This is a genomic window from Micromonospora sp. NPDC005237 (assembly GCF_040607775.1).
Taxonomy (GTDB): domain Bacteria; phylum Actinomycetota; class Actinomycetes; order Mycobacteriales; family Micromonosporaceae; genus Micromonospora.
On record NZ_JBEXHJ010000008.1, the window covers coordinates 1 to 14923 of the forward strand.

The following is a 14923-nucleotide window of genomic DNA, read 5'->3' on the forward strand; positions in this document are numbered from 1 at the left end:
AAGGCTCGACCAATCCGGGGTATAAATCATAATTGGCACTGGCTTTACAAGCACCCTGTTGAGTTCTCAAAGAACAACCACACACCGATCAGAAGCTCCACATTCCGTGGAACCCCGTTTCGGGGCAACCGCTCAAACCTACTTGGTCGAACTTTCGTTGTCAACCTCGTATCCGAGGCGATCAATCTGGTTCGTCCGGACCCGCGATGACGCACGCCGTACCCGGCGGTCGTTTCTGTCGTGGGAAGCCGCAGACCGGCCGATCACCGCTTCGCGGCTCTCCGCCCGGCTCCTGCCGGCTTCAGAACTCTACCCGGTCGGCTTCGCGTTCGCAACCCCGTTGCCGGAGTGTCCCGCACCGCCCGATCCTCGGTCTCGCTCGGCGTTTCCGCCACGAGCCCGGTGCCCGTTCTCGGCCGGTTTGTCCGGCCTCCCCCGTGCAGAGAGAAAGTTACGCGGACCGCCGGGAGAAGGCAAATCAGGGTTCATCACTGGTTTGGTCGAGCGGATCGGCGTGGTCTGCACCCGCGGTCGGCGACGCCGCGCGCGTCGGCGTGCCAGAGTGTCAGGCATGGATGAGTCCGGGCTGGGCGCCACGGTGTTTGCCGAGGAAGCACTGCTCGGCGTCCTCCTGCCGTTCTGGCAACTGGTGATCGGCGCGGTCGTGCTTGTGGTCCTCGTGCTCTCGGTGGGACGGCTGGCCCGTCGGGGCAGATCCCGGATGACCACCGCTCTGCTGGTCACCGCCGTGGTCATCGCCGGCTTCGCGACGATCGGCGTCCTGTTGGAGGGCTAAGCGCTCAGAGCCGGCGGTTGGCCAGGCTGGGCAGCTCGGCCCGGATGGCAGCGAGGCGGGCGAGGTCCAGGTCGGCGACGGCAACCCCGGGGCCGTCCGGCAGTTGCGTGAGGACCGTCCCCCACGGGTCGACCACCATGCTGCGCCCGAAGCACGTGCGGCCGGGCTCGTGGTCGCCCGTCTGACCGGCGGCCGCCACGAAACACTGGTTCTCGATGGCGCGGGCCCGCAGCAGGACCTCCCAGTGGTCCCGCCCGGTGTGCAGCATGAACGCCGCCGGCACCACCAGCAGTTGGGCGCCGCCCTCGGTGGCGAGCCGCCGGTACAGCTCCGGGAAGCGCAGGTCGTAGCAGATCGACAGCCCGACCCGGAGACCCTCCACGTCCACGACGACGGGTTGGACGCCGGGCGCGACGCTCGCCGACTCCAGGTAGGAGACCCGGCCCGGGATCTCCACGTCGTACAGATGGATCTTGCGGTAGCTCGCGGCCAGGCTGCCGGCACGGTCGAAGACCAGCGACGTGTTCCAGGTGTGCTCCGGGTCCGGGCCGGCCTCGTGGAACGACCCGGCCAGTACCCACATGCCCAGCCGCCGAGCGACCCCCGCGAAGAAGCCGCCCACCTCGCCGTCGACCGGCTCCGGTTCGGGCAGGCCGGCCGCGGGGCCGAGATAGTCCACGTACTCCGGAAGGATGGCGAGGTCCGCGCCGCCGTCGGCGGCGCGTTCCAGCAGCGCCTCGGCGGCGGCCAGGTTGGCCTTGCGGTCATCCCGGGCGTTGAGCTGGCAGACGGCGACGCGCATGAGCCCAGAGTACGGCCGGGACGGCCGGCGCGGACAGCGTCAGATGCTGGCCAGCACCAGCGCCCCCGCGGCGAACCCGAGGCCGGCGATCTGGACCGGCCGCAGGCGTTCCCGGTCGACGGCGAGCGCGAGCAGCACCGTGCTGGCGGGGTAGAGCGCGGCGATCGCCGCCACGATGCTGAGGTGACCACGCGCGGCGGCGGCCATGAAGAGCGCGTTGGCGGCGCTGTCGAGCAGACCGGCGACGGCCGCCCAAACCAGCACCCGCCGGTCGAGCCGGAGCCGCACCCCGGTGCCGGCGGCGAGGATCAGGCCGAAGGCGATCGAGCTGGCCCGGACCGCCGCCACCGGCCACATGCCGGCACTCTCGCTGGCCTGGCCGAGCAGTGTGAAGAAGACGCCGAAGAGCGCGCCGGCGGCGAGGGCGAGACCCACCAGCCGCGCGGGAGCGCCCGGACCGCGGCCCCCTTCACCCAGGCTGACCAGGGCGATCGCCACCACGGCGAGGCCGGCGCCGGTGAGCGCCAACGCGCCGGGGAAGCTCGACGTGAACAGGCCGGCGACGATCGGCACCACCGCCGCGGTGATCGCGGTGACCGGCGCCACCACGGCCATCATTCCGCCGGCGAGCGCCCGGTAGAGCAGCATGACGCCGCCAGCGCCCGCCACCCCGGCGAGCAGCCCCCAGGCGATGTCGGCGAGGTTCGGGGTCCCGGGCACCACCAGCACCAGAGCGACCAGCAGGGGGACGCTCAGCAGTTGGGAGACCACGGTCACCGCGATCGGGTCCGCCCGGCGGGACGCCTTGCCGCCGGAGAAGTCGGCGGTGCCGAAGGCAATCGCGGACACCGCGGCCAGGAGAATGGGTAGCATGCCACTGTCGTACCACAATAGTGACCGTGAAGGATAGTTTGATGACCGACACAGGTGGCCGGGTGGGCGCGGTGACCGCCGCCGTCGCCCGGCAGGTACGGGAACTGCGCGCTGCCCGGGGCTGGTCCTTCGAGGAACTGGCCGGCCGCTCCGGGGTGAGCAAGGCGATGCTCGTGCAGATCGAGAGCGCCCGCACCAACCCCAGCGTCGGCACGCTGTGCCGGGTCGCTGACGCGTTCGGCGTCAACATCGCCCGACTGGTCGAGCCGGACGAGGAGCGGACGGTGCGGATCAGCTCCACGGCCGAGGCGCCAGTGCTCTGGCACGGAGAACACGGCGGCACCGGCCACCTGCTGAGCGGGCTGGGCGAGCCCGACCTGGTCGAGCTCTGGGACTGGCGGTTGGAGCCCGGGGAAGGACACCGCTCCTCCGACCACCCGCGCGGGACCCGCGAGGTGCTGCACGTCCTCGCCGGCGCGGTGATCGTCCACGTCGACGGGCAGGATCACGCCGTCCGGGCCGGTGACACGATCGAGTTCCACGCCGACCGGGAGCACGGCTACCGCAACGACGCCGCGGAACCGGCCCGCCTGATGATGGTGACGGTCACCCCGTCGGGCGAGTGGGACCGCCGAACGCGGTCACGCCGGCCGCGTCAGTAGCGAACGGCCGGCGTGGACGCGGGAGGATCAGGCCGACTTCTCCTCGCGGTCCCGCCGGGCCCGACGCCCGGTGAACTCGCGCGGAACGATCGTCGGGTTGACGTTCTCCAGGACGACCTCGCGGGTGATCAGCACCCGGGCGGCGTCCGGGTTGCTCGGGACCTCGAACATCGCGGAGAGCAGAACCTCCTCGATGATGGCCCGCAGACCACGGGCACCCGTGCCCCGCAGCATCGCCTGGTCGGCGATCGCCTCCAACGCCGGCTCGTCGAACTCCAGCTCGACCCCGTCCAGCTCGAAGAGCCGCTGGTACTGCCGGACCAGCGCGTTGCGCGGCTCGGTGAGGATGCGCACCAGGGCGCTGCGGTCCAGGCTGCGCACATTGGTGATCACCGGGAGCCGGCCGACGAACTCGGGGATCAGGCCGAACTTGAGCATGTCTTCCGGCATGACCTGGCTGAAGATGTCATCGGTCGACCGGTCGGACACCGACCGGAGCCGGGCGCCGAAACCGGTGCCGCCCTGGCCGGTGCGGGACTCGATGATCTGATCAAGACCGGCGAACGCACCACCACAGATGAACAGCACGTTTGTGGTGTCGATCTGGATGAACTCCTGGTGCGGGTGCTTACGACCGCCCTGCGGCGGCACGTTGGCCACCGTGCCTTCCAGCATCTTGAGCAGCGCCTGCTGCACACCCTCGCCGGAGACGTCCCGTGTGATCGACGGATTCTCCGACTTGCGGGCGATCTTGTCGACCTCGTCGATGTAGATGATGCCGGTCTCGGCGCGCTTGATGTCGTAGTCCGCGGCCTGGATCAGCTTGAGGAGGATGTTCTCCACATCCTCACCGACGTAGCCCGCCTCGGTCAGCGCCGTGGCGTCGGCGATGGCGAACGGGACGTTCAACATCCGGGCGAGCGTCTGCGCCAGGTGGGTCTTGCCGCACCCGGTCGGCCCGAGCAGCAGGATGTTGGACTTGGCCAGCTCGACGGCGTCACTGCCGGAGCCCGGCGCGCCGGCCGCCTCGGCCTGGATGCGCTTGTAGTGGTTGTAGACCGCTACCGCGAGCGCCTTCTTGGCCTGATCCTGCCCGACGACGTAGTTGTCGAGGAACTGGCAGATCTCCATCGGCTTGGGAAGCTCTTCCCACTTCACCTCGCCGGACTCGGCCAGCTCCTCTTCGATGATCTCGTTACAGAGATCGATGCACTCGTCGCAGATGTAGACCCCAGGGCCCGCGATGAGCTTCTTCACCTGCTTCTGCGACTTGCCGCAGAAGGAGCATTTCAGTAGGTCGCCGCCGTCACCGATCCGTGCCACCTACGTTCTCCCTGCACTCATCGGCCGGAGACCCGGCCCTGACCTGCGGACGCTGCGCGCCGCCCGGCTTGGTTCGCCACACCGGCCCAACCGGCGAAGCGGTACGGACCCGACGTTACCCGCTGGCGGGACATTCTCCGACCCCCAAAACGGGTGTGTCAGAGGTCGGCCGGGAACCAACGCCCCGGCCAACCCCTGACCCGGTACTGACTCAGCTGGCCGCGTTGGCAGCCAGCAGACCCTTCTTGCGGCTGGTCAGGATCGTGTCCACCAGCCCGTACTCCTTGGACTCCTCGGCCGTCATGATCTTGTCACGGTCGATGTCCTTGCGGACCTGCTCGATCGGGCGGTTGCAGTGGCGGGACAGCATGTCCTCCAGCTGCGTCCGCATCCGCAGGATCTCCCGAGCCTGGATCTCGATGTCCGAGCCCTGCCCGTAGCCACCCTCGGTGGCCGGCTGGTGGATGATGATCCGCGAGTTCGGCAGGGCCATCCGCTTACCCGGCGTACCCGCCGACAGCAGCACCGCCGCCGCGCTGGCGGCCTGCCCGAGGCAGACCGTCGAGATGTCCGGACGGACGTACTGCATGGTGTCGTAGATCGCCGTCATCGCGGTGAACGAGCCACCCGGCGAGTTGATGTACATGATGATGTCGCGGTCCGGGTCGGTGCCCTCCAGCGTCAGCAGCTGGGCCATCACGTCGTTGGCCGACGCGTCGTCCACCTGGACACCGAGGAAGATGATCCGGTCCTCGAAGAGCTTGTTGTACGGGTTCGACTCCTTGACCCCGTACGACGTGCGCTCGACGAACGACGGCAGCACGTAGCGGTTGTGCACGGCCGCGAACTGGGGCGGCAAGCTCAGATCGGTCATCGTCAGCTCCTCAGCTCAGGGTCCCGGCGCCATCCGGAACCTGAGCGGCCCCGATGATCACCTTGTCGATGAAGCCGTAGTCCATGGCCTCCTGGGCGGTGAACCAACGGTCCCGGTCCGAGTCGGCCTCGATCTGCGACTGGCTCTGGCCGGTGTGGTGGGCGACGCGCTCCTGGAACATCCGCTTCGTGTAGAGCATCTGCTCCGCCTGGATGGCGATGTCGGACGCCGTGCCGCCCAGACCACCGGACGGCTGGTGCATCATGATCCGAGCGTGCGGCAGGGCGTAACGCTTGCCCTTGGTGCCCGCGCAGAGCAGCAGCTGACCCATCGAGGCAGCCATGCCCATCGCCACTGTCGACACGTCGTTGTCGATGAACTGCATGGTGTCGTAGATCGCCATGCCGGAGTAGACCGAGCCACCCGGCGAGTTGATCCACAGGTTGATGTCGCGGTCCGGGTCCTCCGCGGCGAGCAGCAGCAGCTGCGCGCAGATGCGGTTGGCGACCTGGTCGGTCACCTCACTGCCCAGGAAGATGATGCGTTCCTTGAGCAACCGGTTGTAGACCGAGTCGTCGAGGTTGCCAATGGAGTCGCCACCGCGCGCGTCAATCGCCCGGAGCGACTTCTTGGGGATGTGCATGTCGGTCATGGCAGCCCTTCGCTCTCCGTACCGTCTTTCCCGACACTAACCGCTGTACGGGGCGGCAGAGCCCCGGTCGGGGCACTGTTCGCTCTCAGCGCAGCTGTGTCAGGCGCACCCGCGGCGCGGGCGTCCGGGCGTACCCCGGAAAGGATTCGGCCGCCGTGCACCGCGCAGCGGCGGACGGCGGCCGCACCCGACGATCAGTGCTCGTGGTTGTGCTCCGCCTCGTTGGCGGCGCGCAGCGCGTCCAGGGTGACCTCGTTGCCGGCCGAGTCCTTGATCGTGATCCGCTCCATGACGGCCGCGAGCGCCTTGCCCCGCCGCACGTCACCGAAGACCGCGGCGGCCGCGCCGGAGCGCACCAGCTGGTCGTAGTACTGCTGCGGGGCCATCCCGGCGCGCTGCGCCCGGTGCACGATCTCGTGCCCGAACTCGTCGTCGGAGACCTGCACGTCCTCGGCGTCGGCCAGCGTGTCCAGCAGAAGCTGCACCTTGACGCCCTCGGTCGCCGCCTCGGTCAGCTCGGCGTCGATCTGCTCCTCGGTCTTCTCCTCGGCCGCCAGGTACTCCTCAAGCGAGGCGCCGATCCGCTCCAGCTGGTCGACCATCGCCTGCTTGCGGCTCGCGACCTCCTCGCGGACGACACCCTCCGGCGCCGGCACCTCGGCGGCCTCGACCAGCTGCGCCAGCGCCTTGTCCCGGGCCGCGTAGATCTGCTCGACCTGCTTGCCCTGCGTGACCCGCGCCCGCAGGTCGCCGCGCAGCTCCTCGATCGTGTCGAACTCGCTGGCCATCTGGGCGAATTCGTCGTTCAGCTCCGGCAGCTCCTTCTCCTTGACCGTGCGCACGGTCACCGCCACGTCGGCGTCCCGGCCGGCGAAGTCGCCGCCGACCAGCTGGGTGGTGAAGGTGGTGCTGTCGCCGGCGGCGAGACCGACCACGGCCTCGTCCAGGCCCGGCAGGAGCTGCTTGCTGCCCACCTCGTGGGAGATGTTGCTGGCCTGGCCGCCCGGCACGTCCTCGCCGTCGACGGTGGCGTTCAGGTCGATCTGCACGTAGTCGCCCTCGGCGGCGGCGCGCTCGACGGTCTTGAGAGTGGCGAACCGCTCGCGCAGGTTCTTCACCTGCTCGTCGATCTCGCTCTCGTCGATCTGCAGCTCGTCGACGGTCACCTCGATGGTGCTCGCGTCGGGCAGCGTGATCTCCGGACGGACGTCGACCTCGGCGGTGAAGTTCAGCGAGTCACCGTCGTTGAACTCGGTGATCTCGACCTCGGGACGTCCCAGCGTCTTCAGGTCGTGCTCGCGCACCGCGGCGAGGATGTTCTCCGGGATGGCGTCCTGGACCGCCTCGTTGAGGACGGTGCCCCGGCCCACCCGCTGGTCGATCACCGCGGTCGGCACCTTGCCCCGGCGGAAGCCCGGGACCTGGACCTGCGAACCGATCTCCCGGTACGCCTTCTTGAGGCTCGGCTCGAGCTCGACGAACGGCACCTCGATGGCGAGCCGCACGCGCGTCGGGCTCAGAGTCTCGACGGTGCTCTTCACAGGCGTACTCCTTGACGGATCTTGGTTTTGATTCTGGGCCTTCGATTGGCCCATCGAGTGTAGGCGAGCCGGCGGGGCCGGCCCGCAGCGCCCGGGGCGACCCGGACGCGGACGACAGTCGGGGTGGCGGGATTTGAACCCACGGCCCCTCGCTCCCAAAGCGAGTGCGCTACCAAGCTGCGCCACACCCCGTGGCGACGTGCAGTCTATGCCGTCGCCGCGCCTCAGGCGGTGCCGGGGCGTCCCCCACCCGGACAGATCCCCCGAAAGACCCCAAGGTGGTCCTGCGCCCGACGCCGCTCCAAGATCCGCAACACTTCGCCGATATGGGGGTATCCGCCAGCCGGGACACCACCATTTCCCCGAAGTTGTGCGGATCTTGGGCGGTCGGGACGCCGCGGCAGCGCGGCTGCGCACCGGACACGGCCATTGGGTACGCTGTCGGCGCGTCCCGTTTCGGCGGGGCGGAGCGCGGGCGTAGCTCAATGGCAGAGCTTCAGTCTTCCAAACTGACGGTGCGGGTTCGATTCCCGTCGCCCGCTCCACCCATGAAGGCCCAGGCAGACCGCATGATCGCGGCACCTGGGCCGTTCGCCTCTCCCGCATTGGGCTTGCACAGCGACGCAGACTGGGTGCATGGGAACGATTCAGCACCCCACCCCCGACCGTGGCTGGTTGAAGCGCGCCCAGGTGGATGCGAGCACCGATCAGTACTCCGTCGACGCGCGGGCGGAGATGATGGGCCGCCTCGCCGAGGGCGCCGGAGGCAGCCGGTTGGCCCGTGCCGTCACACGTGCCGTCGCGGGCATCACGCTGGCCGCGATCGCCGTGTCAATCGTCCTGGGCGTGCTGAACCTGATGGTTTGACCACAGGGGTCGCGGCCCGCTGGTCCGACCTCCACAGCCAGCCGCGGCGCGCCCTAAGGAGACCTCGTGAGCCATGCGGAGAGCAGATCACTGACCTCCTCCCCGAGGGCGGGCGCCGCACGCCGGGCCAGCACGAGGAGGTCCGCACGGTGGTCGGTCGTCACGTCGAGAGAGGGCAGCGGCGTGCGACGCCAGGTCGTACGGCTGGCGTCTCGCACGAGCCCGGTCACGTCGGCACGACCGCGTCGGGACAACCCCGGATCGGGGTCGACGGCCAGGAGCAGGGCGGCACGCAACCGCACGGCTTCGGGTGCCGTGCCGAGCAGCCGATAGCCTGCGCGCCGCAGTTCCACCCGCGCGCCGGTGAGCAACTGCCAGGGCAGCTCCGCCGGCAGGGTTGCCGCGACGGGTCGGAGCGCCGTGGTGGCCTCGCGGACGACCGACGGTGCGGGATCGGTCAGCAACGGCAGGACCCGGCCGGTGTCAACGACGTCGAGCTGGCGGAGGCCGTGTACGGCCGCGGCGCGGATCGTCGCGGCCGGGTGGGTGAGGAGCCGGTTCAGCAGCGGCGCGTCGGCAGCCGAAGCGCTCTCGCTGAACCCGTGGACGGCACCTGGTGTGGGCGCGGGGCCGGTGACGGCCGCCCGGTAGTGCGCCTGCGCGTCGGTGCCGACGCGCCGAGCGGCCTCCCTGGCGATGGCCCGCACCAGCGACGCGGGGTCATCGAGACGGGTGGCCACCTCGGCCGGCTCTCCGACCCGCAGCAGGCCGGTGAGAGCGACCGCCCGTACGTCCGGCCAGCGGCTGCGGGCGAGCCGCCGCAGGATCGGGAGCCGCCCGGTCCACACCGCCTCCCTACAGGCCGCCTCGGCCGCCAGCGAGCGGATGCGTACATGGGTGTCGGACTCCGCGACGTCCACCAGGTCGTCGATCCGCAGCCAGCGCTGCGCCACCTCGACCTCGAAGACCAGCCGCCGCTGGGCCGCGGCGCCGGAGGCGCCGACCACCCGGCGTACGGCTGGCGACGCGTTGAGCAGCGCGGCCGTGACCTGGTTGGCGGCGAAGCCGCCGCGCGACCGGGCGTCCACCAACAGTGCCATCGGCATGGCCGCCGGAAGGTACGTGGCCGGGTCGTCGGCCAGCAGCAGCGCGAGGCCCGCACGGGCCCGGTCCCGCACCTGCCGGACCCAGTCGCCGGTGCGCAGCACCAGAAACGGCACCAGATCAGGGCGGGGATCGTCCAGCATGGACCGGACCGCGCGCTCGCGGACGCGTCCGTCGCGGTGGGTGCTGGCCATCGCCACGGCGAGCGGGTTGACAGTGGGCTGGGACAGACCGGCCACCAGCCGAACGAGCGGTGGCGACTGGTCCGGCAGGCACCACAGCACCTGGCGGGCGCGTTCGTCGAGCCGGGCCACCATTTTCGGGGATCGAGCCAGCGCCCGCAGTGCTGCCCGGCCCAGGTCGTGGTCGGCGTTGGCGCCGACATCGGCCAGCAGGAAGGCGAGGTGCTCCACGGTTTTCCTGCCGGCGGCGGAACGCTGGGCGGCCGCCGCGATTGCCGCCTCCAGCGCCGGCTTCATCTCGGCGCTGGCTTCTTCCCGGTGCCTCGGCGTCCACGTCATGTGATCATGCTGCCGGACCAGCGGCCCGGCCCGCCTCCGAGTTATCGGCGGGTGGCCCGAGAGGGCAGGGTCACCGTGTCACCTCAGGTGGAACCGTTCGTCGACCGCGAGGGCCGCCAACTGCGGCACGGAGAACGGCAGTTCCGTCAACTCCGGCCGGGTCTCGTCGAGTTTCGTGCCCTGCGCGACGAACACCACTACACCGTCCGGGTGCCGGTAGGCCGCCCACTGGTCGAGCCGATCGTCGTCACCCGGCCGGACCACCACGCCCACCTTCGCCGCCCCGACGGCCTCGACCTGACACTCGCCCTGCATGCCCCAGAACTGGCGGGCGAGCGCGCAGGGTTCAGTGGGTAGTTGGTTGCCAGCGTCGTGCACCTCGACGACCACACGCCCGGTGCCCTGCCCCTGGGCAACGGCAACCGAGGTCAGGTAGCTCCACAGGTCGACGCCGTTCACCGTGTCCTCGAACTGCGCCTGGTGGGTCCGCAGCGTCCTCTGGTCGGCGGGCTGGTTCGCCGGGTCCTCCGGCGCGGTGTAGCCGGCGGGCACGACGGAGACGACCTCGTCGAGCAGCCGTATCCCCTGGTCGTACTTCGACCCTGCCCGCGCGGTCCGGTCCTCCTGTGGTTGACCGTCCGGCCCGGCCGGCCACGGCTTCTTGGTGTCTGACGCCGACGGGTTCGGAATGGCCTGCGGACCCCCTGCCGGCTGGTAGACGTCGCCCTTGGGTGTGCCCACGGCGGCGAGGCCGGCGACCGCCAGCACCACGGCCGCCGATCCGGCGCACGCCCAGGCGGTACGGCGGCGACTGCGGGCGCGTCGTCCCGCGTCGAGCGCGGCCGCCGTACTCAACGGTGGTGGCGAGGCGGCGTCCGCCATCTCGCGGCACAGCGCCTCACGCAGGTCTTCTCCGTTCATCACTTCCCCATCTCGATCCCGCTGTTCGTGGTTGCCAGGAGGCCGCGCAGCGTGTCCAGCCCGCGCGCCGCCTGGCTCTTCACCGTCCCCGGCGAGCAGTCCAGCAGCGCCGCGACGTCCTCGACCGAAAGGTCCTCCCAGTAGCGGAGAACCAGCACCGCCCGTTGACGCGGCGCCACCGAGGCGAGCGCCCGCAGCAGCACCAGACGGGTCTCCGGCGAGTCGGACGGTGCCGCCTGCTCGGCGTTGTCGCCGCCCACCCGTTCACGCCGCCACCAGCCGCGGCGGCGCTCGTCGAGGAACGTGCGGATCAGGATCTGCCGCACGTAGTTGTCGAGCACCTCGTGCCGGGAGACGCGGTTCCAGACCAGGTAGAGCTTCACGAACGCGGTCTGGACCAGGTCCTCCGCCCGATGCCAGTCGCCGCACAGCAGGTACGCCGTGCCACGCATCGCGTCCGACCTCGCCGCGAAATAGTCGGCGAACGCCGCGTCGCGATCGCTCATCCAGGCCTCCGATTCCCGATTCGAGATAGTCACGCCGGGTCCGGCCCAGCGGGTTGCATCGCGAAAGGAAGAACTCGCCGGAGTCGAGGCCGGTTGCGCGTCAACCCGTGACGGTGACCGCGGCGAGCGTGCCCTTGCCGAGGACGAGCAGCAGGTCGGGCGTGAGGCGGCGAATGCCGTTGAGCTGCTTGTCGACCAGGGCTCGGGCGTGGGGCCGGCCGCTGTGGTCGACGAGCATCAGCATTCCCGGCCGCCTCGTGGCCACGACCTGCCCGGCGCCGACCCGGACGGCTTTCCCGGCGACGTCCGACCCCACGTCGAGCCGCCAGAGCCTGGTGCCGGTCTTCAGGTCCACGGCGACGAGCCCGTCCCGGAGTTCCGGCACCCACGCCGTCGCGTCCGCGACCCCGATGCCGTGGCGGGCCAGATCGCGGTCGTGCCGGAAGAATTCGCCCGAGGCGCCGGCGGCGGGCTGGAGCTGCCAGACGGTACGTGCTCCGCAGCGCAGCAAAACGCGGTCGGCGTCAGCGGGGACGAACGCCGGCCACTGGCCGTCGCCGGCCACGAGCGGCTCGGGAAGAGTCCAGCGGAACACCTCGCCTCCATCGCGCCCGTCGAGCAGTCGCACCGACGTACCGCCCGGCTCGCCGACGAGCACCTGTCCGCCGACCACCCTGGGTAGCAGGGTCGCCGTTCGCTGCGGGTCGGTCCAGAGCGGGCTCCCGGTCCACCGGTCGTACGCCCGGAGCCGGGTATACCCGCGCCAGCCCCCCGCAAGGACGCGGTCCCCGGCAACCACGATGTGACCGGGGAACGGGGCAGGTCGGCGCTCCAGAGGATGGCTCCGGTGTGCAGGTCGAGGCAGCGCAACTCGGCGCGGTCCTGACTGATCACCCAGCACTGCGTACCGTCGACGACCACCGCCCGGGGCCAGGTACCGATCGGGACGTCCCAGCGGGTCGCGCCATCGACCGGGTCGAGGCAGACGAGACGAGTTCCGCGCTCGTGCACCACCACGCAGTCGGACGCGCTGGCGATCGCTGTCGGGTCGGGTCGCTGGTGCAGCGACCGACGCCATCGAATCTGGAAGATCACTCCAACCTAACCTCCGGGGCCGCCGTCGTGGTGCCCACGAGCGAGATCCCTTGACAGGTGTCGATCTGTGCACTGGTGTAAGGACCAAGCACATCGACGTCCGTCACAGGAGGGCACATGATCGTCCGACGACGGTGGACGGCTGCCGCCACCACAGCGATCCTGATCAGCGCGGCGCTGTCCCATCCCGGCTCCGCGGCGGCGGCACCCGCCCCAGCGGCCACACCGATCACCCTGACCGCCACCGAGACCGCTCTGGTCCGGGTGCAGCTGCGCGACCAGGCCCAGCTCGACAGGTTGGTCGCCGCCGGCGCCGACCTGGCCAACCGGCCCCGGGCGCGGGACGGGCGGATCCTCGCCGACCTGGTGCTGACCGGCGCGCAGCTCGCCGAGCTGACCGCCCAGGGCGCCACAGCCACCCAGATCGTTCAACGGGCCGGCGACGGCAGCCGGCACTTCGCGGACAGCGTCCGCGCGGCGCAGGCCCGCACCGCCTCCGGGCTGCGCGCCCCGGCCACCGGACAGCGCACCACCGCCGCCGTCGGGGTCGACACCCTCGCGGTGCAGCAGGCGTACTGGTGGACCACCGGTGGTCAGACGTTCCTGCAGGCGCAGGTGGCCACCACCGCCACCGACGACCCGGACGTGGAGATCACCGTCAGCTGGCGGACCGCGGACGGCACCACCGGATCGTTCCCGCTCTACCGGTTCGAGGACTCGGGTGAGTACCAGTACCACTACAACCTCCCCCAGCCGGTGCCGAGCCGGCCGGTCCAGCTGACCGCCACCTCCAGCCTTGGCGGGGTCAGCCGGGCGGTCACGCCGTCGCTGTGGCCGAACGCCACCCCGCCGCCGCTGCCCGCCGGCTACCAGAAGGACTTCATCGACGCGTACCTGACGCCGGTGGACATCCAGGCGCGGATCAAGCGGCTGGCCCGCCAGTACCGGGACCTGGTGGACGTCATCGACCTGCCGAACAAGACCCAGGGGTACCGGCGCACCGCCGTCGCGTACCTGGGTGACCCGGCAGTCTCCGCCGTGGTGGTCGAGTCGGTCCGCTTCGGTGACCAGGGCATGAACGGTGTGCAGGTGCGCACGGTCGACCCGGGCCGGCCCTCCCGACCGCTGACCGTCGGCTACCGGGACCGCGTCCTCACGGTCACGCTCGCCACCGACGCGGCCGGCAAGACGGTGAGTACCACCGACGACGTCGCCGCGGCCATCAACGCCCGCCAGAAGAACCGGTTCCGGGCCACCGTCGAGGACGGCTCGACCGGGCTGCCGATGCCGGTCGCCGGTCCGGCCCGCCTCGACGACGGCCTCCAGGGCACCGAGGTGCCGGCGAAGCCGTGGACGGTGCAGGCGCTGCGCCTCGGCGTGCACCGCGACGGCTCCCGGGTCGGCGTGCTGGCGTACTCCCAGGAACACGCCCGGGAATGGGCCACCCCGCTGGTGACGCTGGAGTTCGCCGAGCGGATGCTGGCCAACGCCCGTACCGACCCGGCCACCCGTCAGCTGCTGGAACAGGTCGACGTCTTCGTCATCCCGACGGTCAACCCGGACGGGGCGAACTACTCGTTCAACGACTTCAACTTCCAGCGCAAGAACCTGGTCAACCACTGCACCGGGCCGGCCCGCGACCCGCGCTACCGCACCTCGTGGGGCGTCGACGTCAACCGCAACTACACCGTCGGGTCGTACTTCGACGGGTACGTGGGGGCCAGCGCCAACTGTCTCTCCGGCAACTACGCCGGCACGGCGGAGCTGTCCGAGGCGGAGAGCGGCAACGTCATCGCGCTGGCCAAGGCCCACCCGAACATCAAATTCGCGATGAACGTGCACTCCTACGGCGGGTACTTCATGTGGCCGCCGGGGGCGTACCGGGCCGACGGTCGGATCACCCTGCCCCGACCGTCGATCGACGAGTCGACGCTGTTCCTGAACAGCGCCCGGCGCATCGTCGGTGCCATCGCCCAGGAGCGCGGCACCGTCACCTGGCCGTCGCAGACCGGCCCGGTCGCCGACGTGCTCTACTCCGCCGCCGGCAACTCGGCCGACCAGCTCTACTACGAGCTGGGCATCTTCGCCTGGGACTTCGAGGTCGGCAACGACCGCTGGAATCCGGCCACCGGCGAGTGGGAGGGCGTCGGCTTCCAGCCGCCGTTCGACGAGGCGCACGGCGAGTCCCAGGAGTACGCGGGCGGGCTGGTCGAACTGGTCCGGGTGGCCCGCGACCACGCCGCCGCCGAGGCGGCCACCGGCTGACCCGGCAGGGATGCCGGGTCGACTCGGCTGACCCGAACGACGGACGCGCCGGCCGGCCACGGATGATCCGTGGCCGGCCGGGTAAGCAGCGGCCTTGCCTGGTGGGGAGACGACCGGCGTC

The 14923-nt window shown here is 70.6% G+C and carries 14 protein-coding genes, 2 tRNA genes and 1 pseudogene; 5 read left to right on the forward strand and 12 right to left on the reverse strand.

The window, feature by feature from the left end; translation table 11 throughout:
- Nucleotides 1-571 precede the first annotated feature (571 nt).
- The gene (locus ABZT87_RS21855; RefSeq protein WP_354861749.1) at nt 572-796 is read left to right on the forward strand and encodes a hypothetical protein; all 225 of its coding nucleotides are present in this window, start codon (nt 572-574) and stop codon (nt 794-796) included.
- 4 nt (nt 797-800) lie between these two features.
- Here the strand turns inward: ABZT87_RS21855 and ABZT87_RS21860 are convergent, their stop codons facing one another.
- Together ABZT87_RS21860 and ABZT87_RS21865 are read right to left on the reverse strand one after the other, a co-directional pair.
- Nucleotides 801-1598: a carbon-nitrogen hydrolase family protein gene (locus ABZT87_RS21860; protein ID WP_355137793.1), complete on the reverse strand. Its 798-nt coding sequence runs from the start codon at nt 1596-1598 to the stop codon at nt 801-803.
- 39 nt (nt 1599-1637) lie between these two features.
- Nucleotides 1638-2471 (reverse strand): DMT family transporter, encoded by an 834-nt coding sequence (locus ABZT87_RS21865; RefSeq protein WP_354861752.1) that lies wholly within the window; start codon nt 2469-2471, stop codon nt 1638-1640.
- Nucleotides 2472-2512: 41 nt separating this feature from the next.
- Here ABZT87_RS21865 and ABZT87_RS21870 point away from each other — a divergent pair, with 41 nt between their 5' ends.
- Nucleotides 2513-3133, forward strand: a complete 621-nt coding sequence (locus tag ABZT87_RS21870; RefSeq protein ID WP_355137795.1) for an XRE family transcriptional regulator — start codon at nt 2513-2515, stop codon at nt 3131-3133.
- Nucleotides 3134-3160: 27 nt separating this feature from the next.
- Here the strand turns inward: ABZT87_RS21870 and clpX are convergent, their stop codons facing one another.
- The 5 genes from clpX to ABZT87_RS21895 all read right to left on the reverse strand — a co-directional run bounded on the left by clpX (nt 3161) and on the right by ABZT87_RS21895 (nt 7715).
- Nucleotides 3161-4456, reverse strand: coding sequence for an ATP-dependent Clp protease ATP-binding subunit ClpX (gene clpX, locus ABZT87_RS21875; protein ID WP_139588132.1), 1296 nt, complete (start codon nt 4454-4456; stop codon nt 3161-3163).
- A 211-nt stretch (nt 4457-4667) separates the two neighbouring features.
- The gene (locus tag ABZT87_RS21880; protein WP_121652300.1) at nt 4668-5330 is read right to left on the reverse strand and encodes an ATP-dependent Clp protease proteolytic subunit; all 663 of its coding nucleotides are present in this window, start codon (nt 5328-5330) and stop codon (nt 4668-4670) included.
- Nucleotides 5331-5340: 10 nt separating this feature from the next.
- Nucleotides 5341-5982 (reverse strand): ATP-dependent Clp protease proteolytic subunit, encoded by a 642-nt coding sequence (locus ABZT87_RS21885; RefSeq protein ID WP_007464111.1) that lies wholly within the window; start codon nt 5980-5982, stop codon nt 5341-5343.
- Nucleotides 5983-6176: 194 nt separating this feature from the next.
- Nucleotides 6177-7523 (reverse strand): trigger factor, encoded by a 1347-nt coding sequence (gene tig, locus ABZT87_RS21890; protein ID WP_354861756.1) that lies wholly within the window; start codon nt 7521-7523, stop codon nt 6177-6179.
- Nucleotides 7524-7641: 118 nt separating this feature from the next.
- Nucleotides 7642-7715, reverse strand: a tRNA-Pro gene (locus ABZT87_RS21895).
- Nucleotides 7716-7994: 279 nt separating this feature from the next.
- Here ABZT87_RS21895 and ABZT87_RS21900 point away from each other — a divergent pair.
- Nucleotides 7995-8068: transfer RNA gene (locus ABZT87_RS21900), tRNA-Gly, on the forward strand.
- A 91-nt stretch (nt 8069-8159) separates the two neighbouring features.
- On the forward strand, nt 8160-8390 hold the full coding sequence (locus ABZT87_RS21905) for a hypothetical protein (protein WP_355137797.1): 231 nt from the start codon (nt 8160-8162) through the stop codon (nt 8388-8390).
- 53 nt (nt 8391-8443) lie between these two features.
- Here ABZT87_RS21905 and ABZT87_RS21910 read toward each other — a convergent pair whose 3' ends face one another.
- From ABZT87_RS21910 to ABZT87_RS21930, 5 genes and pseudogenes are all read right to left on the reverse strand, one after another.
- Nucleotides 8444-10015 carry a hypothetical protein gene (locus tag ABZT87_RS21910; RefSeq protein WP_355137799.1) on the reverse strand — a complete coding sequence of 524 codons (1572 nt, stop codon included), beginning with the start codon at nt 10013-10015 and terminating at the stop codon, nt 8444-8446.
- A 78-nt stretch (nt 10016-10093) separates the two neighbouring features.
- Nucleotides 10094-10936 (reverse strand): hypothetical protein, encoded by an 843-nt coding sequence (locus ABZT87_RS21915; protein ID WP_355137801.1) that lies wholly within the window; start codon nt 10934-10936, stop codon nt 10094-10096.
- Nucleotides 10936-11442: a SigE family RNA polymerase sigma factor gene (locus tag ABZT87_RS21920; protein WP_354861761.1), complete on the reverse strand. Its 507-nt coding sequence runs from the start codon at nt 11440-11442 to the stop codon at nt 10936-10938. Before ABZT87_RS21920 ends, ABZT87_RS21915 begins: the two co-directional genes overlap by 1 nt.
- A gap of 100 nt (nt 11443-11542) precedes the next feature.
- Nucleotides 11543-12115 carry a hypothetical protein gene (locus ABZT87_RS21925; RefSeq protein WP_355138243.1) on the reverse strand — a complete coding sequence of 191 codons (573 nt, stop codon included), beginning with the start codon at nt 12113-12115 and terminating at the stop codon, nt 11543-11545.
- 107 nt (nt 12116-12222) lie between these two features.
- Nucleotides 12223-12537: pseudogene (locus tag ABZT87_RS21930) on the reverse strand (PQQ-binding-like beta-propeller repeat protein); the annotation flags it as partial.
- A 117-nt stretch (nt 12538-12654) separates the two neighbouring features.
- Between ABZT87_RS21930 and ABZT87_RS21935 the strand changes: the two are divergent.
- Nucleotides 12655-14802: a M14 family zinc carboxypeptidase gene (locus ABZT87_RS21935; protein WP_355137803.1), complete on the forward strand. Its 2148-nt coding sequence runs from the start codon at nt 12655-12657 to the stop codon at nt 14800-14802.
- Nucleotides 14803-14923 lie beyond the last annotated feature (121 nt).